Consider the following 26,762-nt stretch of genomic DNA (forward strand, 5'->3'; position numbering starts at 1 on the left):
ATACTTTAAAAGAGTTAAGGGTAATAGATTGCATAGATTTATTCATGTAGAAGAAAATTTATGATTTATTTTTTAAAATAACTCTGTTAGCCCCCTAAGGTACTAATATTTCAAAATTTACAACGTTAAGATTAAAAACATTAAGATTTGGTAGATATGGTGTAAAACACCTATTTCTAATTAAACCTGAAATTGTTAAATTTGCTTTTTTTGTAATGTTTTCAAAAATAAATCTCGATTTTTAAATATTATCACCCTTACCCTTTATATCTATAATGGCAGAAATCAAGCAGTTAAGTAAATTAAAAAAGCACAAAAACAAGTCTAAAGATTTTAGAGTAGTGGCTGTTGGTGCCAGTGCGGGTGGATTGGAAGCCCTTAAATCTTTTTTTGCAAACCTTCCTGAAAATGATTCTACTACTTACGTAGTTATTCAACATTTATCTCCAGATTACAAAAGTATGATGGCAGAGCTCTTGGCAAAATCTACAACGCTTCCAATAGTGCAAATTTCAGACAACTCAGAAATAGAACAAGGGAAGATCTATTTAATTCCACCGGTAAATAATTTAGTGATAGAAGATGGTAAGCTTCATTTATTAGATAAGCCAAAAAATCAAAAGCTAAATCTTCCAATAGATATGTTCTTTACATCTATGGCACAATGTTTTAAAGAAGATGCTATTGCTGTAATTTTAAGTGGAACAGGAAGTGATGGTACCAGAGGGATAAGATCTATTAAAGAGGCAGATGGGATGGTGATGGTTCAAGACCCAGATGAGTCTAAATTTGATGGCATGCCTAAAAGCGCTATTAACACAGGCTTGGTAGATTATATATTGTCTACAGAAGAAATGGGTACAGAGATCAATAATTTCATAAATGCGCCATTGGTTGTAGGTTATGATGATGATAATGTAGAGTATGATGAGCAAACTCTTTCTAAGATCTTACATTTTATTGATGAGCAAACAGATCTAGATTTTAGAGAATATAAACATGCTACATTAGCACGTAGAGTAGCAAGAAGAGTAAGTGTTTGTAAATGCTCATCTTTAGAAGATTATTTTTCTTATTTGCAAGCAAATCCAGACGAAACTCCTATATTATATAGAGAATTTCTTATAGGCGTTACTAAATTTTTTAGAGACAGTCAGGTTTGGGAGATACTAGAAGATGAGGTTATCCCTGAAATGGTGAGAAGCGTAGAGCCGGGTGCAACCTTAAAGATTTGGGATGTTGCCTGCAGTACAGGAGAAGAGCCATATTCTCTAGCAATGTACATTAATGAAGAAATGGAGCGGCAGGATAAGAAATTTGAAGTAAAGATCTTTGCTACAGACATTTCTCAGCAGCATTTGGATATTGGAAGTAATGGAATTTATTCTGAAAGTATTGTTGCAGATATAGATACGTTTCTTCTAAATAAATATTTTGTTTGTAAAGCAGATGGATATCATGTAGTAGAGCGCTTACGCAGAATGGTTATCTTTTCAAAGCATAATATTATAAAGAATCCGCCTTTTAGCAATATGGATATGGTTTTATGCCGTAACCTACTTATCTATTTTCAGCCCTCTATTCAGCTTAAGGCTTTAAATGTTCTTCACTACGGTTTAAAAGAAGACGGTTATCTTGTTATGGGTACTTCAGAAACTGTAAATACGCATCGAGAATTCTTTGAAGACATTAGTAGAAAGTGGAAAATTTTCAAAAATGTTAATCCCAAGCGCAGTTTAAGAGCAGAAACATTGCATTCTTCAACAAGTAGAGGCACTACTCCTAAAGCAAGGATCTCAAGGAGTAAAGTTAGAGAAGTGAATACAGCTAGTAGTAATTCATCTAAATTCATAGAAGATCTTAATCAGGCTATTTTAGAACAGTTTGGAGGAGCAAGTGTATATGTAGATTCTGAGTATAATATTCTTCAGGGAATAGGTGCTTTTAGAAAATATGCCAATTTACCCGTTAATGGGTTTTCCATTAACCTCTTAGATATGTTATCTCAAGATCTCAAACATATTGTGCAATCTAGCGTTAAGAGTGCTGCTAGAGACAATTCTAAGGTATTTTATAGGGATGCAGTTTATCAACATAATAGCGAAACCAAAAGTCTGGATCTAATTGTTAAACCATTTAAAAATGAAAATCTAGATAACGAAACTAATTTTGCCATCACCTTTGTGGAGAAAGAATTGAATTTTAATAATGTTCAAGAGGTAGAAAAAGTTACAATTAATAGTCGTACTAAGCAGTATATTGAAGATCTAGAGCTAGAATTAAAAAAGACTAAAGATGAATTACAGATCTCTTTAGAAGAAATTGAAACTAGTAACGAAGAACTTCAAGCAGCTAATGAAGAATTATTGGCAAGTAATGAAGAGTTGCAAAGTACTAATGAAGAGCTTCAAAGTGTAAATGAAGAGATCAACACCGTGAATGCAGAGAACGTTCAGAAGATGGATGATCTTGCAGCCTTAAATTCTGATATGATCAATTTATTAGAGAGTACAGATATAGGAACGATTTTCTTAGATTCTGGTTTAAGGATCAGAAAATTTACTCCTGCCATTAAAAAACATTTCAGTCTTATAGGTGCAGATATAGGAAGGCCCATTGAGAATTTTACCACATCTTTTGGAATAAACAGGGGTAGAGGTTTGGTTGCAAGGTGTAAGAAGGTATTAAAGACTGGAAGATCGTTGGAGAAACATATTATCTCTAAAGAAGGAAGGAATTATCTGCAACGCATTTCTGTATTTAAAAATTCACAACAAGAAGCAGACGGGGTTGTTATAACTTTTATAGATATAGAAAGTCTTCAGAAAGCTAACAATAACTTGATTGCCAGTGAGAAAAGATTTAAATCTTTTTATGAGGATGATCCGGTAATGCATTTTAGCGTAGATCCTAATACCGCTTTAATTGTGCAATGTAATGACGAGGCAGTAACTAAACTTGAATATACCTCTAAAGAAGAAATTATAGGGAAACCCATCTTTGAACTTTATGCTGATGAGGCGCAATTAAAAGCTTTAAGACTGAACAAAGTTTTTAACGAAACCGGTGAATTAAAGAATATCGAGCAGGAAATGGTTACCAGTACAGGTAAACTTATTCCAATAATCCTGAATTCTACTGCAGAATTTGATGAAGAAGGAACTATTATTACCAACAGGTTTACTTGTGTAGATATCTCTAAACTAAAAGAAGTTCAATCTGAATTAAAAGACCAGAAAGCAGATCTGGAAAGAGCTAATAAAGATCTGGAACAGTTTGTTTCAATCTGTTCACATGATTTACAAGAGCCATTGGCTACCATAAAATTTGGTAGTGATATTTTAGGAAAGATCTATGCAGACAAATTGGATGCTAAAGGTAAAGAGTATATCTCTTATATAGATGAAGCTTCAGATAGATTGGCAAATCAGATCAAAGCTTTATTAGAACATTCTAGAATTGGTAGGGATACCAAGAAAACCACAGTAGATACAAAAGAACTGGTAGAGATTGTAAAATATGATCTTGGTAAGAGTATTCGAGAAAGTAAAGCTCAGATTCATGTAGGTGCTCTTCCAAAAATAGAAGCCTATGAGGTAGAACTTAGACTTTTATTTCAAAATTTATTAAGCAACGCGCTTAAATATAGAAATAAAGAAAGAAATCCGGAGATTAGAATTTCTGCGTATCCAGATGGTAAATATTGGGTATTCGCTGTGATGGATAATGGTATAGGAATGAAGGAAGAAGATCTTAAGAACATTTTCACCATTTTCAATAGAGTAAGAACAGAAGAGAAATATGAAGGAACAGGAGTAGGTCTAGCTCATGTAGAAAAGATCGTACAATTGCATGAGGGTACTATCTGGGTAGATTCTCAATTTGGAGTTGGAAGTACCTTTTATTTTAAAATAATAGCAACATAATATATGTCTGAAGATTCTTTGAATTCTTTACAGAAAACAACAATTACTAATTGTGAGCAAGAACCTATACATATAATAGGTAAAGCTCAGGCTCATGGGGTTATTATTATTTGTGATGTTACTACCTTGGATATTCTACAATGCAGTGAGAATGTAGAGGAAATTCTTGGTTTTAGTCTTGAGGAGATCCTTAAGAAGAATATAGATATGATTCTTCCTGAAGATCTTATGAAGACCTTAGTGCGTAAGTTAAAAGACAATATTACACTCCTTCCCAAAACCATAAGGTTAAATAATAAAGAATTTTTTATTATTCCGCATCTATCGGGTGAGAGCTTAATATTAGATTTTGATCCACATGGTGGGTCTTTAGATCCATTGGTGTATCAGGAGCAACTAACCAAGATCTTGAATGAAATTGGGGATAAGCAAACCATTCCAGAAATTAGTCAGAATGCAGTAGAATTAGTAAAATACCTGTTTGATTATGACAGGGTAATGATGTACCAATTTGATGAAGAATGGAATGGGAAAGTAGTTGCAGAGGTTAAAGAATCTCATTTAGAAAGTTGGCTAGGCTTGCATTATCCGGCTTCTGATATTCCTAAGCAAGCCAGACAGATCTTCCTAAAGCAAGGAGTTAGAATTATTGCTGATGTAAATTATAAGCCTGCTGCTATATTTCCTGAACTTTCCCCAATTAATGGGAAACCTATAGATATTTCCAAATCTGAATTAAGAGCAGTTTCTCCTATTCATATAGAATATCTTCAAAATATGGGAGTAGGTGCCAGCTTAACTGCTGCTATAGTTTTAAATGGTGAATTGTGGGGTTTACTGGCTTGCCATCATTATTCGCCTAAATTTATAAATTATAATCAGAGACAATCTTGTAAGTTCTTAACTCAAGTATTTTCTAATAAACTAGCATTAAGAACCAGTAATGTTTTTATAGAAAAAATGGCGTATTCTGAAGATATCAGAAAAAAGCTGGTACTTCAAATGTCATCCATAAAGCATTTAAATGATGCCATATGCAAATTTGAACCTAATTTCACAAACATCGTAGAATGTTCTGGAGGTGCATTGGTTTTAGATGGAACTATTTGTATGGTTGGAAAAACACCAACGGAAGAACAAATAAAATTTCTGTTAAGTGAATTTTTGGTTAAACAAGAGGAAAGTTTATTTTTCACTAAAAATCTAATGAAGAAAATTCCCGCAGCAACTTCTTTTAAAGATAAGGCTTCTGGAGTTTTAAGTATTAGAATTGGTGAAAATAAGAATGACTATCTCCTTTGGTTTAGACCTCAAGCTATAGAAAGTGTATCCTGGGGTGGGAAGCCGGTAAAATCTGGTGTAGTTAAGGACGGAGTAGAATATCTTAGTCCGAGAAGATCTTTTGAAAAATGGACAGAGAAAAAATCTGGCGCAGCAATTCCCTGGGAAGAATATGATTTTGAAGCAGCTTATAATCTAGAAGAAAGTATTACAAATATCATTGTAAGAAATCAAAAAGATCATATTAAAGCGTTAAATGACCAACTTCTGGAAGCAAATAAGGAACTTGAAACTTTTAGTTACAGTGTCTCTCATGATCTTAGAGCACCGCTAAGAGGTATAGATGGGTATGCTAGAATTTTAAGAGACTATTGTAAAAATAAGACAGATGATTATGGTAGGAATGCCATAAATACGATAATAAACTCTGCTGAATTAATGGACACGCTCATAGAAGATATTATATCATATTCTAAGGTTGGCCAGACCCGAATTCAACCGGTGTCACTATCTATCAATACTATTTTAGATCAAATCCTTACAACTCATAATTTATCTGGTGAATATCCTAAAACTGAAATAATTGTACAGGAGGACATTCCAAGAATTGTTGCAGATAGAAGGATGTTCTCTCAGTTATTAGCTAATCTTGTTGGAAATGCGTTAAAATATTCAGCTAAAACAGCCCATCCAACGGTAGAATTAGGATTTAACGTTAAAGATGGAAGAACAGTATACTTTGTAAAAGATAATGGTATAGGAATTGATGCTGCCGGGAAAGAGAAAATCTTTGAGGTGTTTTCTAGAGTTGCGGGAGATGATTTTGCAGGTAGTGGAGTAGGACTTGCAATTGCAAAAAAAATCATTGAAAAACATAATGGAGCATTATGGTTAGATTCTAAATTGAATGAAGGCTCCACATTCTATTTTAGCATTCCTGAAGATCTTTAGTAGTATCTTCTATAGCTTTTAATAACTATTTATATGATTAAAACATCGTTGCGCATATTGTTGGTAGAAGATTTTAAAACAGATGCAGAGTTAATTGAATATAATATCCGTAAAATTGTTGAAAAACCAGAGATAAGACTCACAGATAATCTAGATCAGGTATCAGATTATCTTAGAACTTTTGTGCCAGATGTAATTTTATCTGATTATAATCTTCCAGCATGTTCTGGATTGGATGTTTTGAAATTAGCAAAGTCTATAGATGATTCTATTCCATTTATATTTATCACAGGTACTATTGATGATGATGAGATGGCTGCAAATACAATTCTTTCCGGAGCTTCAGGATTTATTCTCAAAAAACATATGAACACGTTGGATGAGAAATTAAGACCCTTATTAAAGCAAGTAGTTTTTAACATGGTCCAAAAAGAAGAGCTTAGAGAAAATATTAGAAAAAATAAAATAGCGGTCAATCAGATCTATCAGTATTTAGATAATATTAATGCTGATAATGAAGAGCAACGTAAGAATATTTCTAAAATCAAAGCAAATATAGATCAGATAAATCTAGAGAGAGATGTTGAATAAGTTTAGAGATGCTACCAATACCTTACATACAAAGATCGAGGAGGGGAATTTGGCCGGAGATATTATGTCTCATACTATAAGTCTGGAAAACTATAAATTGATTTTACTTCAGAATTTTATTGCTTACAACGTTGTAGACAAAGAAATAGCTAAGTATATTCCAGAATTTTCTTCCAACAAAGCGAATAGATTGCAGGAAGATCTTAGCAATCTTAAAGTAGATACCTCCATTTATAAAGAATTTGAAGATCAATTCTCCATTAATAGTATTGCAGAGGCTTGGGGTGCATGGTATGTAGTAGAAGGTTCTGTACTGGGTGGAATGATGATCTCTAAAGAACTTATTCATTGTGAACTTCTTTCAAATATTGAAAAGCATCATTTTTTTAATGGGGATCGCAGCTCTGTAGAAGGCTGGAGAAGTTTTGGTAAAGGACTAAAACAAGTAGCGTTTACTGAAGCAGAGGAATTAGCTGCAATAAATAAGGCAAAAGAAACCTTTAAGTTCTTCGGATTAATTTTTAATTCTCTTAAGCCTGCACAGGCTGTAAATGCTTAAATGCTAAAAGAAGATATTTCCTGAATAGCACCTGCTTGAAGATCTTCTATAGTTTCATTTCCAATTCTTACGCGTACCAGTCTTAATGTTGGAAACCCAACAGCTGCTGTCATCTTTTTTATCTGTCTAAACTTTCCTTCGGTAACTGTTATAGAAGCCCAGCTTGTAGGGCCATGACGCTCATCTCTTATTTTTTTACTTCGCTCCGGAAAATTTGGAACCTTTTCTACTCTGCTGGCTTTGCAGGGCAATGTTTTATATTTGGTTCCATTTACACCAATTAATACTCCATCTTGCAAGTGTGTTATAGCTTCATTACTTATCACACCATCAACTTGAACATAATACTCTTTCTCAACTTTTCTACCTCTCACTTCTTCACTCATCTTCCCATCTGTGGTTAAGAACAAAAGACCTTCAGAATCTTCATCTAATCTTCCAATAGCCATAATACCTTCAGGAAAATTAGATAATTCTCCTAGCAACTTCTTATTACGACGTGAATTCTGGTTGTTAATGAACTGGCTTAGATATCCGTAAGGTTTATATATTTTGAAATGCTTATGGTCTTGCATAGAATTTCTGAGAACTAATTATTGTTTCAATTTTAAAGAAAGCAGCAAGTTAGAATATTCTAATTAAGCTGTTATTTTTTAATGCTGAAAATGTTTATAAAAGAATTGTACTGGGTGATAGTCCATAGCTGACAGTATTCAAATCTTGTTAAATTTGTATTTTATTGAAACTTAGCAATCACTGCTGAAAATTAAATTTAAACCTTAGAATTAAATGGACTATTTCCTCATAATTACCATTTTAGTAACACTCTCTGCAGTATTTGGATATATAAATGTGAGGTTTTTTAAATTGCCGAATAGTATTGGTTTAATGTTTATTACGATACTATTCACCTTGGCTATATTTCTCATTAGCTTTATAGATGATACGTTACTTCAGGCAGAGATTGATATCATCAACCAAATAGACTTTGAGACTGTACTCTTGGATGTGATGCTAAGTTTCTTACTATTTGCAGGCGCCTTACACACTAATTTTGAAAGATTAAAGGTTCAGCGCTGGCCTATTCTGGCTTTTTCCACTTTGGGTGTTTTAGTATCTACATTTCTGGTAGGAACGGCTTTATATTACATTTTATATTTTCTTCAGCTCAATGTAGAATATATATACTGTTTGCTTTTTGGAGCTTTAATTTCACCTACAGACCCCATTGCTGTATTAGGAATATTGAAAAAGGCAGGGGTTGCAAAAATATTAGAAACTAAGATCGTAGGAGAATCTCTATTTAATGACGGTGTAGGGGTTGTAGTGTTTCTTACTATTTACCAAATAGCTTCTGTTGGAGGCGCTAATATAGAACCACTACATATCTTTGAATTATTTGGAGAGGAAGTAATTGGAGGAATAGTTTTAGGGATGATTATAGGTTATATAACCTATAGGTTAATGAAATCTATAGATGATTATGATATTGAAGTTATTATCACCCTTGCCGCCGTAATGCTGGGTACAGCAATAGCTCAAAAATTTCACTTTTCTGCACCCTTAGCTATGGTTACTGCCGGACTTATTGTAGGAAATGATACTGTAAGGGCTTCTACGATGTCTGAAACTACCGAAATTTATGTAGACAAATTTTGGGAGCTGGTAGATATCTTACTAAATACTATTCTATTTGTTCTTATTGGAATGGAAATGTTGGTGCTAACTTTTAAGGGTCAATATATTTGGGCAGGATTAATAGCAATTCCGGTAATTCTATTATGTAGATATTTATCGCTGCTCATCCCTATTAACTTTTTTAAGAACCGACTTAATTTTGTACCGAATACTAATTTGGTCATGACCTGGGGAGGGCTTAGAGGTGGTATTTCCATTGCTTTAGCACTTAGTTTAACAGATGAAATGCATAGAGAACTGTTTTTAGTAATTACCTATGTTGTAGTTGTGTTTTCTATATTAGTTCAGGGTCTTACTGTGGGCAAACTTGTTAAGAAACTGGGAGCAGAAGAAGTAAATTCAGACGTAAATCCTCATTCTAATGTCTGATGTTATTCCCTGAAAATAAGGGAATTCCCTCATCAAATACCGGTCTAAAAAGTTATAAATTCCAATAGTCCAAGCGAACTCTTTCTAGATATTAAGAGTTGGTAACATCCCTATATTTCCCCAGTTAATTTTAGCTATACCATCAAATTTTGATGGCTATAGCTGGCTCATTGTGTTTAATCTAATCCTAGCATCATGTACAGTATGAGAAAATTTCTGAATAATTCGATGATATGTTTAATTGGTCTTTGTTCTATCTATGCTTGTACCAAAGATGGGGATACGTCCTTATTTATAAAGCAAAGTACCAGAACAACAACTTTATCTTTTGGTGCCTATTTTACAATTGATCAAGTAACTGGCCTAAAGAAAGAAAATAAGGAAAGGATTCCAGAATGCTTAGAAATTACGCCCACCTATTTAGAAGTAGTTCTAAAAGGAGCAACGAATGTTGGGAGCTTGGAAGAACCTATGGTCTTAAAAATAAATGCGAATTCAAGTGCAATTCAAAAAGATGAAAATAGTGGCGCTTATATTTTTAATAATGCAGAACTTAAATTAGAACCCGGTAAATATACTTTAGAGTATTTTGCAGTTTTTAGTGGAAATCCGGAAGATGTAGATTCTAAATTGCTATGGAAAGCTCCATCTAAGAAAGGTGAGTTTGCAAATTTTGTGGAATCTTCCCTTCCATTAGAATTTGATTTAAAGACTGGCATAAAACAAATAGTAGAAGTAGGAGTTCTTTGTTATGATAAATGGCTATCTATAGATGAAGAAACAGATGCATTGGATAATGAAGGTTTTCAAATTCAATCTACTCGAGCAATAGATTTTTGTGTGTTTGGTAGTTACTGTGATGAAATAGGAAGATCTTATGTAGCAAAATACAAAATTAGTGGTTGGTTATATAGCGGAGATCCCATAGCTCCCAAGGGCAAACTATTATTTTCGAATAGAGAGAATGTAATTAGCACTGGTGAAAACAATGAATCATCAGATATTTCGTCAGCACCACTATGCATTCAACTGCCGGATACCAATGGAGAAGATCTATATTATTTAGAAATTACCATTCTTCCTTTAAATTATACTACAGAAGAAAGTATCATAAGAAAAGGTGTGATCTCTGATGTGCAGATTAAAACTTTATATAAAGAGAATAAAAGAATCAGCCCATATCATTTTAGAGAAGGTAATTGCAATATGAATGACACTCCATCTTTATTCCAATAAATTGATAATAACATTTAGTAATCTACCCGAACCGCTTTTAAATTAGCCTGATATGGTAATGCAAAATTGGAAACCTGGGTTCCATTAAGCCATTGTTTATGATCTTTACTATTTAGTACTACCGGCATTCGTTTCTTATTATTATGTATCTTACTCATAAGGTCATTAGCTTCTGTAGTGACAATAGAATATGAATTAATTAATATGTTAGTAGTAGGCTCTTTCCATGTAGCATAAATACCGGCAAAAGCAAATATTTCCTGATCTGGAGTAATAATTAAATATTTCTGTTTCTCCTTACCTCGAGAATCCTGCCATTGCCACTCGTAATAACCATCTGCAATTATTAAGCATCTATTAGTAACAGCATTTCTAAATGATGGTTTCTTTGTAAGCGTTTCGATCTTTGCATTTAGAGTCATCTTTCTTATTTCTGCATTCTTTGCCCAAAAAGGAATTAGTCCCCAATTAAACAAGTTTATCTCTTCAGGATTCTCATTGGTAATAATTGGGGTTTTTGAAAAACTAAACGCATTGATCTCTTCCTGCGGAATATATTCTTCGGGAGCAATAAATTTAGCTTCGAAGGTCTTCTCTATAGACTTATATTCTGAATTAAGTTTGGTTCTATAACACATTTTCAATTTATCAGATCTTAATATACTTATTAAATGCATAAAAATAATTACGTTATTTTGAAAATCCTGAAGCTTTCCATTTTTTGATTCTTTTGCTATTTGCAACCAGTGTAAGACTTAAAGAAACCAATACAGAAATTGCCGCAGTAGTACCTAAAGCTCCACCATAACCTTGGAAAAACATTCCGGTATTAAGATATATCAAAGAAAATATAAGTCCGGCAATACCTACCAGATGGTAATTATGAAGAATTTTGGAAGATACCATTCCTATAAAAGTAGCGCCTATAAAAATTAGCGGTATATTTTCGCTTAAATAATCAGATAAAAGATCTGGAAAATAATAGAAAAATAGTCCTATAATTAATGATAATCCTGAAGAGGCTCTAACCGCACCCTGTCTTAGATAATTATTTATAATGTAGGTTAAAAGAGCAGATATAATACCTGTAAATATAATTATAGCTTGTTCCATTATTAAAATATCAAGTAAATTAGAACTGAAGTTATAGCAACTCCTCCAAAGGCAATTGTGCCTAACTTACCACCAAAGCCATTAAATATATTCTTGGAAAGCATTAAAATTGCACCGGCAATAAATCCTGCAAAGAGTATAAATTTTATGTTAGGAGCTACCTGTGATGAGGTCATACCCACAAAAGAACCACAATAAACCGCAGCAGGAAATTCTTTCAATATAGAAGATTTTTTATCGAAGTTAGGAGCAAAGGAAGCTATAAACCCAACCAGACTTGCAGAGATAATACTTCCAAGATTTATTTTTGTATTTAAGTAAAAGGTTGCTACTGCTCCTAGCACAGCAAAAAGAATGAGATAAGCATCTTCCAAAAAATGTTCTTCTTCATCTCTTGGTGCCTTAAAATACGCGATGCTAATTAATATAGATATTCCTATAATGAAAGATAAAATAAGTGGGGTGGCCATTTTATCAAATAAAATAGCGAGCAAAAAGACCATCTGGAAAACTATCAATATAAAAAATGAAAATCTGCGAATTAGCTTTGTCATATTTTTACTTAAAAAATTTAAGGCTGCAAATTTCGGTACCTGTAGGAGTTCTCACAAATGATAAACCTTAAGCTTTTATCAAAGTTTAGGGATAAAATCAATCAGAAAAATCTGTAATACAATTACAACCTTTAAATGTATAGAGAGCCTTTTAAAAGATTTTATACCTTTAAGCGCTATTAAATTCATTCAACAATTATAATATGAAAAATTACTCCTTAAGGACTAGTCTGTTTACAATGCTCTTCCTTTCAACATATCTCTTTGTTTCTGCACAAAACTTTACAGAAAAGCAGGTAGACAGTTTAGTAGAAAAGACAATGACAACTTTTAATGTACCTGGAATAGCCGTTGCAATTGTGAAGGATGGTAAGCTTATTCACTCCAAAGGATACGGAACCAGATCTCTAGAGAAAGGAGGGAAGGTAGATGAAAATACGCTCTTTGGTGTCGCCTCCAATACCAAAGCTTTTACAAGTGCAGCTTTGGCCAAACTTATAGATTCAGGTAAATTAACTTGGGATTCTAAAGTAACAGATATTATACCTGAATTTAAATTATATGATCCCTACGTTACCAGCCAGTTTACCGTAAGAGATCTTCTAACTCACAGAAGTGGATTGGGATTAGGCGCAGGAGATATGATGGTCTTTCCGGCATCTAATGTTCTGGATAAAGATGGAGTAATCCATAATTTAAGATATTTAAAGCCGGTGTCTTCGTTTCGATCTAAATTTGATTATGATAATTTACTTTACATAGTTGCAGGAGAGGTGGTGTCTAGAGTTTCAGGAATGGAATATGAACAATTCGTAAAACAAAACTTTCTAGATCCTTTAAATATGAATGATACCGCCATGTCTTGGCACAGAATTTCAGATTATAGCAACGTAATAGATGGCCATGCTCCCGTAGATGGCAAATTGGAGACAGTTGGATTAAGTTTTACGAAGGTTGCTAATCCTGCTGCAGGAATGTATTCTTCTGTAAATGATATGAGCAAATGGGTACTGGCGCAATTAAATGAAGGTAAATACGGTAATGAGCTGCAGGATAGTATTTTTAGTAAAAAAATGCATAATGAGATGTGGGCTCCACAAACCTTACTAAACGCTAGTAAAGGAGATTATAATACGCATTTTTCTGCTTATGGATTAGGATGGTTCTTGAGTGATGTAGATGGAAAATTAGAAGTTACTCACACCGGCGGACTTTTAGGAATAGTGAGTCAGGTTACTATGATCCCGGAAATAGATCTTGGTATTATTGTTTTAACAAATCAGCAGTCTGGATCTGCATTTAGATCTATTACCAATTCGATAAAAGACGCATATTTTGGCATTGAAGGGAAAGATAGAATAAGCGCTTATAACACCGCACGTTTAAAACAAGAAAAAAAAGCAGATGAGGTGGTAGCTAATATTTGGAAAGAGATAGAAATGCAACAAAAAAATAAGATGGCACCTATAAATTTAGATACTTATGCCGGTACCTACACAGATAATTGGTTTGGAGATGTTGCACTTACAAAGAAGGATGGAAAGCTAATGTTTGAATCTAGCAATATTGCAGATTTTAAGGGAACAATGTCTTATTATAAAGGCAATACCTTTTTAGTAAAATGGAACCAAAGAACTTTAAATGCCGATGCTTTTTTAGTGTTTACTTTAAATAAAGAAGGCAAGGCTATAGGATTTAGTATGCAACCGGTTTCTCCAATGACAGATTTTAGTTTTGATTTTCAAGATCTGGATTTTAGCAGAACAAAAAATTAATTCAAGCGTTTACAAGAACAAAAAATTCCCTGAATTAAAGAATTCAGGGAGTTTTTTTTATAAGCTTTCTACTTTTAACGTACTATAGCCTTGTCCATTCCTTGTTAATTTAATCTGAGTAGCAATACGTTCTTTCAAAGAATCTACATGACTTATAATTCCGATGGTCTTAAAAGATTCTGCCTGTAATTTTTCTAAGGTATCTAAAGTTTGGTCTAAAGTCTCAGGATCTAAGGTCCCAAAACCTTCATCTATAAATAAGCTGTTTATTTCCACGTTTTTGGAAGCTAGATCAGATAGTGCAAGTGCCATAGATAAACTTAAAATAAATGTTTCTCCTCCCGATAATGTCTTTACAGAACGTCTTTGCCCTCCCATATGAGCATCTATAGCAACCAATCCATCATCTTCATCTTCTGTAGGTTTGTCTATTAAATACCTATCACTAAGATCTTTTAATCTTGCATTTGCAAGCTTAATAAGTCTACTTAAGCTAAGATCCTGCGCAAAATCATTGAATTTATTACCCGAGCGATCTCCAATTAATTCATTAAGCATTCGCCATCTACGCGTTTCTTTTTCTTTTTCTGCGATCTGCTCTTGAAGGCTATTCAATCTTAAAACACTCTCATCCTGATTTTTAATGATTCGTTCCGTTTCCTTACATTCTGTACTTAAAGCGTCTAATTGCTGAAGTTTAAGCTGCAATTGTTCCAGAACTTTTTCTTCTTTAGATTCAACATCATTTTTCACTAATTCTTCTAGCTGAATTTTGAGCAGCTTTAAAGAAGCTATAGAATTGTCTATACTTTTCTGAATTTCTTGGCGTTCCTTTCGCAATTGGTTAGCTTCATTAGTATGCATTAAAACGGCATAAGCCTCTTCAATTGCTACAAATCCTTTTGCTTTTAGTAATGGCAGTAAAACACCTTCAGAAGATTTTATCTTTTTTACTAATTGCTCGACTTCGCTTTCTAATTTTGTCTGAGTATCCTTCAGGTTTTTCTGATCTCTTTCTAAGCTTATCCAATTGTTTTGATAGTTCTCAACTTCTTGTTGAACATTATTTCCAGAATAAAGTTCATTTATTTTTTCTTTAAGTAATTTTCCGTCTTTTAGAATAGTATCTAATCTGTCCAGAATAGGCAATGCTGTTTTTAAATGTTTAAGTTTTTTCTGTTCTGTAGCAAATTGGTTGAGATCTTCAATCTTCTTTTCTAGATCATCACAGGTTTTTTCTAGTTCCTGAATATTCTTCACACCAGATAATTCTCCAAATTTCGCTTTGAAGTTGACATTTAATTTCTGTAAATTATTTTTGAGATTGATTGCATTCGCTTTTAACTCTTCAGCAGATCTTCTGAAATTTTCCAAATTAGTAGTCGCAGTATTTAGAATGCTAATTTCTATTGCTAATTCTTTTCTAATTTCCTCCAATCTAAGATCTAAACTAGTATCCTTTTCGGGCAATTGCTCTGCGTAGGGATGATCTAGAGCTCCACACAAAGGGCAAGCTTCTCCATCTCTAAGGGAATGTCTATGCTGCTGTAAACTAGCTTTTAAGAGCTCATTTTCTCTTTTTAAAGTTAGATTTTCTTCCTTGGTCCTACAATTTTCAACCTTTTTTTGTTGTTTATCTATCCTATCTGGAAGTTCTTGTAATTGCGGTTGGATCTTTTCAAGATCAGAAGAATTTCTATAGATCTCTTTTTCCAGAGCTTCTATGGCAGCATATTCTCTAGAAGCCTCTCGGGTTTTTTTATAATTCTCCTGAAATTTAGCTCTTAAATTAGCGATCTCTTCTGATTCTGAAACCTGAAATTCATCCTTCCAGCTTTTTAGGGAATATGCTATTTCATTTACGCTCTCATTGATAGCGATCTTTAAGGAATTGGGACTTTCATTATTAAGTTCTATCGATGTTTGATCTAATTCCGCTTTTAATTTTGTTCTTTCTAGCGTGTGCTCGTTCAACTTTTCTTTTCGCTGCTCTTGTAATGTTAAGATCTTGTCTCTAAAATTGGTAAGATGCTGATATAAATTACTAGTGTTAGTATCTGTTCTCGTAAATGCAGAAACGTTAGATAGCAATGCTGTTATTTTATCTGAATTAGCTTTAGAACTATGGACAGTTGTAATTTGCTCTTCCCTAATCTTTTTTTCCTCTTGCTTATATAAATTCCAGTTGCGTAATTCTTCTGAGAAATCCTGAACTTTTTCGTGTTGCTTTAAAGGAGCGCCATGCTCTTCATCAAAAATAGATAATTTCTTTACTGCTAATAACCTCTCATCCTCCAACGAGCTTATTTCCGAAGCTTGTTTCTGAATTGATTTTTTAAGTTCTAGAGCATTTTTTAGTCCTTCAATATCTTTCTGAAAATTTTCTAATTCAGTAGTTTTTATTAATATGTCCTTCTTTTTGCTCTCTAGAACTTCATCTGCCATCAGCGCATTCTTAATAATGCCTATCTCTGTTTGCTGCTTCTCAATAACTTTGTTGAGTAGCCCATTTTTTTCATATACTTTTTGTCCAAGCAATCTGTAAACTCCAGTTCCTGTAATTTTTTCTAATAGGGCACCACGCTCTTTTTTAGTGACTTTTAAGAATTGAGCAAATTCTCCCTGCGCCAAAAGAACAGCTTTAATAAATTGATCATAACTTAAACCAATAAGTTCCTCATTCATATCCGGAACTTCAGATTTTTTTTCAGTGATCAATTCCTGCTTTTGATGATCGAAGATTTCCATATCATTGTCTCGCAGATTTTCATTCCTATTGGTAGAAATATTCCATTGCGAACTAAATATGCCGTGTTTGCACTCATAGGTAACTCTTGCAATGGCTTCTTTCTGATTTCTAGTAAGTATGGTGCCAAACTTTTCGATATCTGTTTTAGAAATTGGTCTGCTACCAGGTATTCTAGGGATCTTACCATAAAGCGCAAGTGAGATCACATCAAGAATGGTGCTTTTTCCACTTCCGGTTGGGCCGGTAATAGCAAATAGAGAACTACTTATAAATGGTTCTTTGGTAAAATCTATCTCATGAGAACCTCGTAAAGAATTTATGTTAGTAAATTCTATCTTTAAAATTTTCATTGATCAGATTTTTCAGCATGTTGAACTTCTTCCATTATTTCATCAAAAGCACTTAGGATCTCTTTTTTTTGCTCATCATTATATGCATGATTAGCAATAAGTTCTAAGAAAACATCTTTAGGTGCTAGATCTTCTAGCTGTTGATTTTCCGAATATAATTCTGATGTACCTTTAACTTGATTTGTAAATTGAGCTCTTTGCTTTACAATTTCAAACCCGTTCTTATCAAAATTATTAACCAATTGATCTAGCATGTATATCTTTTGTGCATCATATTGAGCTTCAATCATATCAATTTCTATCAAAGAATCTAATTGACCCATAAAAATCAATTCTTCTAACTTCTGCTGTATTTCTTGTAGGGTACCACTTATTCTTAAGAGCCTTCTAAATATTGGAATATTTATACTTTCAGGTTCCCAAGATTTTGTTGTATCTAAGATCAAAATTCTCTTTTCATCCTTACGCTCACTAAAAGATAAGGGCAGGGGAGAACCAGAGTAGAAAATTGGGATATTGGCAGAAACTCTTTGAGGTTTATGAATATGTCCTAAAGCTATATACTTGAAATTCTCTCCAAACTGTAAGGCGTTAAAAGCAGCCTGATTTCCTATTTGTATATCTCGTTCACTTTCGGAGGTATCAGACCCTGCTGTAAACAAATGCCCCATTGCAATTACGGGAATGTCCGGGTAATTGGTCTCACAAATTTCCCAAGCATCTAAAAAAACGTTTTTTATGCCTTCTCTTATTGCTTGCAACCGCTCCTCATAAGTTGAGGCACTGGTGCCAGATCTAAGATCTGCATCTCTTAAAAATGGTATTGCAGCAACTATAACTTCTATATTTCCTTGTTCATTTTTTACAGGAATGATAGTATCTTCAAGTTCTTTAGGCAATCCTCCAATAACTTCCATGTCTAAAGCTTTCAAAATTTCTTTAGGAGCATCGAGCATTGTAGGAGAATCATGATTTCCTCCAGTAGCTATTATCTTGCAGTTAAGCTTTTGTAGCTTTATTAGCGCTTTATAATATTGAGCTCTAGCTTCTGACGAAGGGTTTGCAAGATCAAAGATGTCTCCGGAAATCAATAAAAGATCTATACTTTCTTTAACGATCACTTCCTTTAACCAATCTGTAAAAAGGTCAAAATCTTTGCTAAGTTCGTGTTTATGTAATTTTTTACCGATATGCCAATCGGCAGTATGAAGAATTTTCATTCTAATTATAGTATTTGCCAGCTATGAAAGTAAGTTTATATTCTGTATTCCGAAAAATAAGAATTTAAGCTTAGTAATAACTAGGATTTATTAGGAAGTTTTCTTTTTTAAAAAAGGGCAAAGTAGCAATTTAGAAATTTGAAATTATCTGGGGAAACTTAGAACAAATGTAGTTCCTTGATTCACCTCACTTTCTACAGTTATTTTACCGCCTAAACTGGTAATGTGATTATATACCAAATACAGACCTATGCCTTTACTATCTATATGATTATGGAACTTTTGATGTAAACCAAAGATCCTATCTTTCACCATATCTAAATTAAAACCTAGACCGTTATCGCTAAAAATAAGTTGCTTGCAATCTTCTGATTTTACAGCTGCAATGGAAACTCTAGGAGTAATTCCGGGTTGAGCATATTTAATGGAATTTGAGATCAAATTTAGAAAGATGCTATGTAAATAAGAAGCATTGAATTTTAGGTGGGTAAATTCAGAAAAATTTACATGGATCTTAACTCCAGATTTGGTAATAAGAGATCTAATAGAAGCCAGTGTATCATTTAAAATCTTCTCAACATTAAGTTCTTCTACCTTTACAATTAAACTATCCTGTATAGCAAACTGATCTACCTGTTGGTCTATAGTGGCTTTTAAAGTAACTGCAGAATGTTTAATTAATTCCAGATATTTAAGAGATTCTTCATCATCAATCTTGGAAAGGTCTAATAATTCTAAGAGAGACAACATGTTATTTACCGGAGATCTAAGATCATGGGAGGAGGTATAACTTAACTGTTTAAGGTCTGAATTGGCTTTGGTTAGGTTAGTAAGTAATTCATTTCTTTCTAATTCCTTACTCTTAATATAGGTTACATCTTTTGCTATTGCATATACAATTTCATTCTCTGGTTCTGGAATGGAGGTCCATGATAACCAGATAATAGCTCCTTCTTTAGAAACGTACCTATTTTCAAAGTTTAACAAAGGTATATTTCGCTTTAAACTATTTCTATTCTTTAACGTAACTGTTCTATCTTCTTTATATATGAATTCGCTAATTGGTTTGCTTAGCATCTCTCTCTCTGTATAACCCAAAAGTTCAATAAAGGCAGGATTTACATTTTTAAAGTATCCATCGTACCCTGCAACGCATAAAAAATCACGAGAATATTGAAAAAAGTTCTCCAAAAGATATGATTTATTGGTTACAGCAGAAAATCTTTCAAACTTTGGCATAAATCGTAGGGGATTAAGACAATTGAAGCTGTATTAATTTTTTTGCTATATCATTAAATTTATAAAAATGTTTAAACTTAAAAGACTAAATGATAAAAAATGTAACATAATTTTATTTCAAATTCGCGTTATGAAAGTAGATCTTAAAAGTAGTACCCAAATTTGGCTTACTTTCCACCTTTATCTTAGCATCATGCTCCTCTAAAATACTTTTTACAGAATTCAGGCCAACACCAACTCCTGTAGCTTTATTGGTATAGAAAGCTTCAAAAAGATGATCTATCTGATCTTTCTCCAAGCCATGCCCGTTATCTGAAATGCTTAGCATAAAATCTGTTTTATGTTCTTTGATATCCAGAGTTATCAGGCCTTTATCTGGAGTGGTAGCTTCACTGGCATTTACAACAATATTTAGTAAAGCAATGATCAATTTTTCCTGATCTGCCAGAATAGGAAATGAACCTTTATAATTCTTTACCACCTTAATTCCAGAAAGGTATATTCTATCTGAAGCTTTCTCTACGGTAATGTCTATAATTTTACCAAGGTCTGCTTTTTTTAGCTTTGCAGGAGTATAATTTGAAGAATTTAAAAGGTTGGTTACTAGATTGTTTAAAGTTTTTGTACTTCTATTAAGTATTCCTAGATAATTTTTAAATTCATTATTAGCCATAAGTTCTAACTTCTTTCTAATAACTTCTGTCGCCAGACCAATACTTGCCAAAGGATTTCTTAGTTCATGAGCCAAGGTTCTAGCGATTTCACCCTGAATAGATAATTTTTCTGCACTAATCAAGGCTTTTTGAATATTCTTTTGATTGGTTATATTTCTTATTAAGAGCACATATTCATCTACCCAGTGTTCATCTCTTCTATGAAATATTTTTCCTCTAACGCTAAACCATTCCCATTCCAAATCGTCAAATTTCATCCTAAGGTCCAGATCGTAAATATCATCTTCTGATGATTTTAATAACTTCTTATGAAGATTCATGATCTTCTCTCTGTCTCTGGGATGAATGTATGGTAATATGTTGCCAATGGGCATGCCTTGGATACTCTCTTTGGTAAGATTTTCTTCTGGATAAATATCTTTATTTATGTAACGTACCGTATAAGAATTTAGATTTATTATAATAACGGTTTCTGGAGAGGTGGTTATTAATTGCTGCTTAAATCTAATAGTTTCTTCTAATTGCTGAGATTCTTTTTTACGGTCTGTAATATCTTCTATAGTACTTATTAAAAGTTTGTCCTGAATTCGAGCTGTCATTCTAAACCAATTATTGTAGCCTTCTTTGTTTACATAGAACTCTTCATCCTGGTTTTTACCATCTGTTACAGCCCTTTTGAACATTGCTAAAGCTCCAAGCTCTAATCCTAATTTAGAAGATGTTGAATAAGTTTTCCCTAAAGGGTTCACATTCTTATACATTTTTTTCAAAACCTCATTAACACGTATGAATTTGAAATCTTCAGGATTTCCCTGAGGATCATAAATAATAGAAAAAACAGCAATTCCTAGATTGGTAGAATCAAAAACCATCTGCAAAAGATCGTTGTTCTCTCTTAATTTTCTTTTGGTTTTTTTTGCTGAAACTTCTAGATCTCCTTTTTCTTTAAGAAGGCCAAGCTCTTGTTTCTTTCTCTCTGTTATATTAAAGAACAATACCGCTACACTCTGGCTGTTTTTACCTCCAAGTTTAAAGGCATAAACATCTAACCAGGTATTATCTAGTTTTTCAGCATTCTCTTGAAATCTTATAGATTCACCGGTTTTAACCACTTTTCCATAAATTTCAAACCATTTATTTTCATGATCTGGGATCATTTCTTTCATGGTTTGTCCAATGGCATTTGGCAGCACCACCTGATATTCAAAAGCATTATTATTTTCTGTAAAGAGATAATCGATAGCATTTCCTTCAAAATCGAAGATCATTTCTATAATGCAGTAAGCTTCATCTATGGTAGAAAGAATTTGCTGATATCTATTGGAAATTGGCTCTAAGTTTTCAAGATGATTTTTCTCTTTATCCAATAAATCCTGCTCTGTCTCCACTTTTTGAGCAATGCTTATGATTTGCTGATGTTGGCAATTAGGTAAACCTTTGTAGATTCTATCTATAAAGCAGTGTTTATCATAATAGCCTTCCTTATTTAAGATGTGGAAATAAGAAACCTTTTCTTGCCCAACAAGAAGATCACTACACTCCTTTAAATGAGCAATAAACTGTAAATATTCATCTGGATGAATTATCTTTTTAAAAAGACAATCCTCTGTGGAAGAATACTCATTACTAGATTTATTAGACCAAAAAGGATATAAATGATTGAAATAATCTAAGCGAAAGTTCTCTATATCAATGATCATCAATAAAAAGGACTGATCATTAAGAGTGTCTTTTAATTGGTTAAACCCATCTGTAACTAAATATTTTTCAGTTTTATCCTTTAAATTATTCATTATCACCAAAATTCAGCTTGTTCAACAAATGTTAAAATACGTACGCAAAATACACTTAATTCTGATATTAAATTTAGCAGTTTGCATATTCTGCTAAAGATTTATTCTTCAATTTTAAATACTCTGTCAATAAGTATAATGCGGCATATTCAAAATCTAAAACACTGTAATATTTAATAAAATTTGAGGGGAGATAACCTAAGTTTAAGTTATTGACATCCTAATTATAATTGATGCATTTTATCTAATAGAATCCTCAGATTTTCCTGTTTCTTTGGCTCCAGATATTTTCTGCCATATGCGGTATGATATTTATGATTCTTCACAAAATCATATTGTATTTCGTTCCACTTCTGTAAATCTAACTTTGGTTCATAATGCAAAAGCTCGTGATATAGTTTATCACCAAATTCTTGAAACTTATCTGTTCCCAGGTACTCCAGATCTGCGTCTGCTAATACTTTTTCTAACTTATTCTTCGGACTTTGCGGTATTTTAGTAGCTCTTATAAGTCCGCATATTATTTCAATCTGATCTTTATGAATGCCGAAGGTGGGTAGTTCTTCATTTGCAATTTTGCAACTAATAGCCTCATGGTCTTCTCTATTCACTGTGAATCCTGTATCATGATAAAGAGCAGCCACTTTTAAGAGAAACAGATCTTCTTCTTCAATATTTTCTTCCTTAGCTATAAAGACAGCTCTATCCATCACATATTTGGTGTGATAGGGGGCATGATACGTGAGATATTTAGGCAATTCATTTTCCAGCCTTAACATCACGCTTTGAGATATCTGATAAAATAGATTGTTCATTAAACGCGTCTTTAGTATGTTTTCCTATACCTCCTTTTACTTCTTTTATACGTTGGACGTAGAAAAAGGCATCTGCGTCAATTTTTAATATGGCTTCTTTTAGCCTATGAATTTCCAGTCTAGAAACTATGGTCATAACAATGTCACAGTCATATTTAATATCAAAAGAATCTGGCAAATACCCACGTTCTCCTCTGTATACGGTAATGGCTTTTCCAAGATCTTTAACGATTAAAGCTTTAACTTCATCACATTCTTTAGAGATAATATTTAAGGCTGTAAATTCTTCAAATCCATCTACTACATAATCTGATGTTTTCATAGCCGTAAAATAAACAAGAAAGGAATACATAGCAGTTTCTACACTAAATACGAAAGCTGAGATTATAAAAATAACCGCATTAAAAGCCAAAATGATCTCTCCTGTAGAGAAACTAGAATTTCTTGTAGTATAAAAAGCAATGATCTCCAAGCCATCTAACACACCACCACCTCTAATTACTAGACCAATACCTAGCCCAATTAGAAATCCGCCAAACACGGCTATTAGAACCTTATCATTGGTAAATGCAGGTATTTCTATAAAATACATTAATAGGGTAAGAAGAACTATAGCCAGAAATGCTCTTACTGCAAATGTTTTTCCTATTCTTTTATAACCTAAAATAAGGAAAGGAAGATTGTAGAAAATTAAGAATATGGTAAAAGGGATACCAAAAAGAGATTCTGATACTATGGAAATTCCTGTAATGCCACCATCTATAAAATGATTTGGCAACATAAAACCTTCTAAAGCAATCATCGCCGCAAATACACCAAGCACAGAGTATAGAATGGAAGAAATTGAAAATATAGATCTCCAATTTACTCTATCGGTTGTATTCATAAGGTTAGATTTTAATAAAGATATCTATCTAACTTACTAATTTTAAATGATAATATTGGTTCTAACGTTCTAAATAATAGCATTTTATGCTAATGTATTTTAAATGAACCAGATTCATATTTAGAGATTTTCTTGAATTTGAGTATTGACATGATCTTAATTGTAGGTTTTTAACGATTCAATGACGATTAAATTTCTTACAAATTATAACTATCTGTGCGTTAGTCAGTTATTAACTACATTTCACCGAAATTGGTAATTTGCCACGATTAACTTTAGTAACTTGATTGATAGTAAGATACACTCCACGGTATCTTAAAAGATTAAAATAATTATCATCGATACTTCTAAGATGCAAGAGATTCTTAGAATTTAGATCTTCCCCTTAAGATTCTTAAATAAGATAGATTTAATTACATGCGTAAGAAATATTGCGCCACATAGCTTATAGACATATGCAGAATTTAAGAAAATATACCCTTACTACATTATTTTCTTTTCTGGTTTTTGGAGTTGCAGCGCAAAATCCAAAATTGGCAGATAGTTTAAAAAATGTGTACCGCAATCAGGGTGAGGTTACTAAAGATTTGGAGTTGCTTTCTGATATTGCAGCAGCAGAAGCGAACCCGGATAGTATTTTTAAATATTCAAATCTTTTGATAAAGATTGCCAGATCAGAAGATTCCACTCTAATGTTGCATAATGGATATCTCCAAAAAGGAAATGCTTATAGGTTGAAGGGAGTTTATGACAAGGCGTTAAAAGAATATTTTATCAGTTTGCGATATGCTATAATAGCAGAAAGTCCCTTGCACATTGCAAAATGCAATATAGAGATTGGGAATGTGTATTCTCTTAACGGAAATTCGTCTAATGCAGAGATCTACTATGGTAGAGGAATTAAGATCTTAAGAGAGAGTGAAGACTCTATCACTTTAGCGGGAGCACTATTTAATGCCGGAGATGAATACTTAAGATCAGGGAAAATAGATTCAGCAAAGATCTATACTAAAGAATCTGAAGCTATTTTTAGAAGGAAAGGTTATAATATAGGGAGAGCCTATAGTCTCGGCAATTTAGGAACAATAAACGCCAAAATGGGTAATCATTTTCAGGCAGAAGAAAACCTGAATGCGGCTATTACGTTGCTAAGAAATATTAATGCTTATGATGCTGTATCAGAATTTTTGATCTCCCTGGCAAATGTTTATTCAGAAAATGGAGAAGATGCCAGAGCAAAGATTTATGCAGAACGAGCTTTGGAAGCTGCACATACTTATGGATTTAAGAATTCTATAGCTGAAGCAAACCTCAAACTTTCTGAGCTTTACGAGAAAACAAAAGACACCTCCAGATCTTTTAGATATTATAAAGACTATATAACCTACAGAGATAGTTTTAGGAATATTAGATCTATAAGAGAAATGGCTGATCTTAGAACAGACTTTGAAGTATCTCAAAAACAGGCGGAGGTAGATCTTTTGAGTCAGCAAAAACGATATCAGAAAAACATTGTTATAGCTATAGTCATTGCTTGCTTTTTACTGTTGTTACTGGCATTCGGACTCTACCGAAGAAATAGATTTATACGTAGAACAAAATTGATCATTGAGCGAGAAAAAAACAGATCTGAACATTTATTGCTCAATATCTTGCCTGCTGAAACTGCTCAGGAATTGAAAGAAACAGGTAAAGTAAAAGCAAAGAAATTTAACGCAGTAAGTGTCTTATTTACAGATTTTGTAGGTTTTACGCATTATGCAGAGAATCTCCCTCCAGAAGACCTGGTGGCAACTGTAGATCTGTATTTCTCAAAATTTGACAAGATCGTAGAGAAGTATGGTTTAGAGAAAATCAAAACCGTTGGAGATGCCTATATGTGTGCTGGTGGCGTTCCTTTTCCGCTAGAAGATCATGCAACTAAAATTATTAATGCTGCTATAGAAATGCTGGATTATGTAGAAAGTGCCAAAATGGTCACTCAAGATAAAGGCGCTTCTTTTGATATAAGAATAGGAATTAATTCCGGACCACTTATAGCAGGGGTTGTAGGCAGTAAGAAGTTTGTGTATGACATTTGGGGTGATACGGTAAATATGGCTTCTAGAATGGAATCCTGTTCTGAGACCGGAAAAATAAATATCTCCCAATCTACCTATTTATTGGTAAAGGAAAAATTTCAATTTGAAGATAGAGGAGTTTTAGAAGTAAAAAATAAAGGGATGATGCAGATGTATTTTGTAAGTGATAAAAGTGCAGAAGACTCAGCAAAAGTAGATAATAGCAATGTTGATTTCTCTGCAAAATAATCTGTTAATCTTAAAAGCAATTATCAACTAAAAATCAAAATTATGAAAGTAAACAATTTTTTCAAAAAGACAGGATTATTTCTGGTAGTACTGGTTTTATTCACCTTATTATTTGCTGGTAAAAAGCAACATTCTAATAGTGAATCAGTCTATGGCACCGAAGAAAAGATCAATTTTAAAAAGGATACTAATGTGCTAGTTACAGTAAATACAGATAGTATAGATAGATATAATATTGAGGAGATGGTTACATTATCTGATGATAGGGGTGAGAATTTTGGTAAGCCTAAAGATTTTGTATCTGTAGTAGAAAAAAATCAAAAGATCTATTGGAGAGGTATTGCTAAAAATGCCGATAGTAGAGACGTTGTAGAAATTATAAAGATCTTTAGAAAAACAGACGGAGGATCTCAAATTTTAGATAAGACTTTTAAAGATCCTAATAAGAAGGGTGTTGTAGTGGGTAAGATCAAAAATAAAAAAATTCAAGGTCTGGAATATTATAATATCAGAATAATGATCAATCAAGATACTACAAGAATTTATGATATAGACCCTAAGCTTAAAATGCTTGCTATAGATTAAAACTCCTCAGAGAAATATATGCAGTGACCTAAAAACATCGCTGCATTTTTCTTTTTCATAATTCGCAGATATAGTTTTGACTAATTTTC

19 protein-coding genes are annotated in these 26,762 nt (G+C 33.0%); 9 read left to right on the plus strand and 10 right to left on the minus strand.

Annotated elements, in window-relative coordinates:
* Positions 1-275: 275 nt before the first annotated feature.
* From P163_RS04890 to P163_RS04905, 4 genes are read left to right on the plus strand one after another with little or no spacing between them, the layout of a single operon-like run.
* On the plus strand, positions 276-3,926 hold the full coding sequence (locus tag P163_RS04890; protein WP_034888252.1) for a chemotaxis protein CheB: 3,651 nt from the start codon (positions 276-278) through the stop codon (positions 3,924-3,926).
* A gap of 3 nt (positions 3,927-3,929) precedes the next feature.
* Positions 3,930-6,158: an ATP-binding protein gene (locus P163_RS04895; RefSeq protein ID WP_034888254.1), complete on the plus strand. Its 2,229-nt coding sequence runs from the start codon at positions 3,930-3,932 to the stop codon at positions 6,156-6,158.
* A gap of 33 nt (positions 6,159-6,191) precedes the next feature.
* Positions 6,192-6,749 carry a response regulator gene (locus tag P163_RS04900; protein WP_034888256.1) on the plus strand — a complete coding sequence of 186 codons (558 nt, stop codon included), beginning with the start codon at positions 6,192-6,194 and terminating at the stop codon, positions 6,747-6,749.
* Positions 6,739-7,308 carry a biliverdin-producing heme oxygenase gene (locus tag P163_RS04905; protein ID WP_034888258.1) on the plus strand — a complete coding sequence of 190 codons (570 nt, stop codon included), beginning with the start codon at positions 6,739-6,741 and terminating at the stop codon, positions 7,306-7,308. The genes P163_RS04900 and P163_RS04905 overlap by 11 nt, the downstream gene beginning before the upstream one ends.
* On the opposite strand, the gene P163_RS04910 is transcribed toward P163_RS04905, so the two are convergent.
* Positions 7,305-7,883, minus strand: a complete 579-nt coding sequence (locus P163_RS04910; protein ID WP_034888260.1) for a pseudouridine synthase — start codon at positions 7,881-7,883, stop codon at positions 7,305-7,307. The genes P163_RS04905 and P163_RS04910 overlap by 4 nt on opposite strands.
* A gap of 214 nt (positions 7,884-8,097) precedes the next feature.
* Here P163_RS04910 and P163_RS04915 point away from each other — a divergent pair, with 214 nt between their 5' ends.
* Both P163_RS04915 and P163_RS04920 read left to right on the plus strand, forming a co-directional pair.
* Positions 8,098-9,375, plus strand: a complete 1,278-nt coding sequence (locus P163_RS04915) for a cation:proton antiporter (RefSeq protein ID WP_034888261.1) — start codon at positions 8,098-8,100, stop codon at positions 9,373-9,375.
* Positions 9,376-9,579: 204 nt separating this feature from the next.
* Complete coding sequence (locus P163_RS04920) at positions 9,580-10,611, plus strand: hypothetical protein (RefSeq protein ID WP_034888262.1); 1,032 nt, start codon at positions 9,580-9,582, stop codon at positions 10,609-10,611.
* Between the two features lie 14 nt (positions 10,612-10,625).
* Here P163_RS04920 and P163_RS04925 read toward each other — a convergent pair whose 3' ends face one another.
* The 3 genes from P163_RS04925 to P163_RS04935 are packed head-to-tail and all read right to left on the minus strand — an operon-like array spanning position 10,626 to position 12,278.
* Positions 10,626-11,288 carry an SOS response-associated peptidase gene (locus P163_RS04925; protein WP_231556156.1) on the minus strand — a complete coding sequence of 221 codons (663 nt, stop codon included), beginning with the start codon at positions 11,286-11,288 and terminating at the stop codon, positions 10,626-10,628.
* A gap of 13 nt (positions 11,289-11,301) precedes the next feature.
* Complete coding sequence (locus tag P163_RS04930; RefSeq protein ID WP_034888263.1) at positions 11,302-11,724, minus strand: hypothetical protein; 423 nt, start codon at positions 11,722-11,724, stop codon at positions 11,302-11,304.
* A 2-nt stretch (positions 11,725-11,726) separates the two neighbouring features.
* The gene (locus P163_RS04935; protein ID WP_034888264.1) at positions 11,727-12,278 is read right to left on the minus strand and encodes a hypothetical protein; all 552 of its coding nucleotides are present in this window, start codon (positions 12,276-12,278) and stop codon (positions 11,727-11,729) included.
* A gap of 203 nt (positions 12,279-12,481) precedes the next feature.
* Here P163_RS04935 and P163_RS04940 point away from each other — a divergent pair, with 203 nt between their 5' ends.
* Positions 12,482-14,053, plus strand: coding sequence for a serine hydrolase (locus tag P163_RS04940; RefSeq protein WP_034888265.1), 1,572 nt, complete (start codon positions 12,482-12,484; stop codon positions 14,051-14,053).
* 57 nt (positions 14,054-14,110) lie between these two features.
* Here P163_RS04940 and P163_RS04945 read toward each other — a convergent pair whose 3' ends face one another.
* The 6 genes from P163_RS04945 to P163_RS04970 all read right to left on the minus strand — a co-directional run bounded on the left by P163_RS04945 (position 14,111) and on the right by P163_RS04970 (position 23,779).
* Positions 14,111-17,152, minus strand: a complete 3,042-nt coding sequence (locus P163_RS04945; protein WP_034888267.1) for an AAA family ATPase — start codon at positions 17,150-17,152, stop codon at positions 14,111-14,113.
* On the minus strand, positions 17,149-18,372 hold the full coding sequence (sbcD, locus tag P163_RS04950) for an exonuclease subunit SbcD (protein ID WP_034888269.1): 1,224 nt from the start codon (positions 18,370-18,372) through the stop codon (positions 17,149-17,151). Before sbcD ends, P163_RS04945 begins: the two co-directional genes overlap by 4 nt.
* A 144-nt stretch (positions 18,373-18,516) precedes the next feature.
* Positions 18,517-19,611 carry a sensor histidine kinase gene (locus P163_RS04955; RefSeq protein WP_034888271.1) on the minus strand — a complete coding sequence of 365 codons (1,095 nt, stop codon included), beginning with the start codon at positions 19,609-19,611 and terminating at the stop codon, positions 18,517-18,519.
* A 112-nt stretch (positions 19,612-19,723) separates the two neighbouring features.
* Positions 19,724-22,078: a PAS domain-containing sensor histidine kinase gene (locus P163_RS04960; RefSeq protein WP_034888273.1), complete on the minus strand. Its 2,355-nt coding sequence runs from the start codon at positions 22,076-22,078 to the stop codon at positions 19,724-19,726.
* A 224-nt stretch (positions 22,079-22,302) separates the two neighbouring features.
* Entirely contained in the window at positions 22,303-22,893 is a 591-nt protein-coding gene (locus P163_RS04965; RefSeq protein ID WP_034888274.1) for an HD domain-containing protein, read from the minus strand.
* Entirely contained in the window at positions 22,838-23,779 is a 942-nt protein-coding gene (locus P163_RS04970; RefSeq protein ID WP_081891288.1) for a YitT family protein, read from the minus strand. Before P163_RS04970 ends, P163_RS04965 begins: the two co-directional genes overlap by 56 nt.
* Before the next feature lie 455 nt (positions 23,780-24,234).
* Here P163_RS04970 and P163_RS04975 point away from each other — a divergent pair, with 455 nt between their 5' ends.
* Both P163_RS04975 and P163_RS04980 read left to right on the plus strand, forming a co-directional pair.
* Positions 24,235-26,088 carry an adenylate/guanylate cyclase domain-containing protein gene (locus P163_RS04975; protein ID WP_051931147.1) on the plus strand — a complete coding sequence of 618 codons (1,854 nt, stop codon included), beginning with the start codon at positions 24,235-24,237 and terminating at the stop codon, positions 26,086-26,088.
* A gap of 42 nt (positions 26,089-26,130) precedes the next feature.
* Positions 26,131-26,673, plus strand: coding sequence for a hypothetical protein (locus P163_RS04980; protein ID WP_034888275.1), 543 nt, complete (start codon positions 26,131-26,133; stop codon positions 26,671-26,673).
* The last annotated feature ends 89 nt before the right edge of the window (positions 26,674-26,762 follow it).

Source organism: Gillisia sp. Hel_I_29 (assembly GCF_000744275.1).
GTDB lineage: Bacteria > Bacteroidota > Bacteroidia > Flavobacteriales > Flavobacteriaceae > Gillisia.

Bases quoted from the DNA above. Each gene is read 5' to 3' on its own strand.
- P163_RS04890 (WP_034888252.1), top strand. From the start codon at position 276: ATGGCAGAAATCAAGCAGTTAAGTAAATTAAAAAAGCACAAAAACAAG.
- P163_RS04895 (WP_034888254.1), top strand. From the start codon at position 3,930: ATGTCTGAAGATTCTTTGAATTCTTTACAGAAAACAACAATTACTAAT.
- P163_RS04900 (WP_034888256.1), top strand. From the start codon at position 6,192: ATGATTAAAACATCGTTGCGCATATTGTTGGTAGAAGATTTTAAAACA.
- P163_RS04905 (WP_034888258.1), top strand. From the start codon at position 6,739: ATGTTGAATAAGTTTAGAGATGCTACCAATACCTTACATACAAAGATC.
- P163_RS04910 (WP_034888260.1), bottom strand. From the start codon at position 7,883: ATGCAAGACCATAAGCATTTCAAAATATATAAACCTTACGGATATCTA.
- P163_RS04915 (WP_034888261.1), top strand. From the start codon at position 8,098: ATGGACTATTTCCTCATAATTACCATTTTAGTAACACTCTCTGCAGTA.
- P163_RS04920 (WP_034888262.1), top strand. From the start codon at position 9,580: ATGAGAAAATTTCTGAATAATTCGATGATATGTTTAATTGGTCTTTGT.
- P163_RS04925 (WP_231556156.1), bottom strand. From the start codon at position 11,288: ATGCATTTAATAAGTATATTAAGATCTGATAAATTGAAAATGTGTTAT.
- P163_RS04930 (WP_034888263.1), bottom strand. From the start codon at position 11,724: ATGGAACAAGCTATAATTATATTTACAGGTATTATATCTGCTCTTTTA.
- P163_RS04935 (WP_034888264.1), bottom strand. From the start codon at position 12,278: ATGACAAAGCTAATTCGCAGATTTTCATTTTTTATATTGATAGTTTTC.
- P163_RS04940 (WP_034888265.1), top strand. From the start codon at position 12,482: ATGAAAAATTACTCCTTAAGGACTAGTCTGTTTACAATGCTCTTCCTT.
- P163_RS04945 (WP_034888267.1), bottom strand. From the start codon at position 17,152: ATGAAAATTTTAAAGATAGAATTTACTAACATAAATTCTTTACGAGGT.
- sbcD (WP_034888269.1), bottom strand. From the start codon at position 18,372: ATGAAAATTCTTCATACTGCCGATTGGCATATCGGTAAAAAATTACAT.
- P163_RS04955 (WP_034888271.1), bottom strand. From the start codon at position 19,611: ATGCCAAAGTTTGAAAGATTTTCTGCTGTAACCAATAAATCATATCTT.
- P163_RS04960 (WP_034888273.1), bottom strand. From the start codon at position 22,078: ATGAATAATTTAAAGGATAAAACTGAAAAATATTTAGTTACAGATGGG.
- P163_RS04965 (WP_034888274.1), bottom strand. From the start codon at position 22,893: ATGAACAATCTATTTTATCAGATATCTCAAAGCGTGATGTTAAGGCTG.
- P163_RS04970 (WP_081891288.1), bottom strand. From the start codon at position 23,779: ATGAATACAACCGATAGAGTAAATTGGAGATCTATATTTTCAATTTCT.
- P163_RS04975 (WP_051931147.1), top strand. From the start codon at position 24,235: ATGCAGAATTTAAGAAAATATACCCTTACTACATTATTTTCTTTTCTG.
- P163_RS04980 (WP_034888275.1), top strand. From the start codon at position 26,131: ATGAAAGTAAACAATTTTTTCAAAAAGACAGGATTATTTCTGGTAGTA.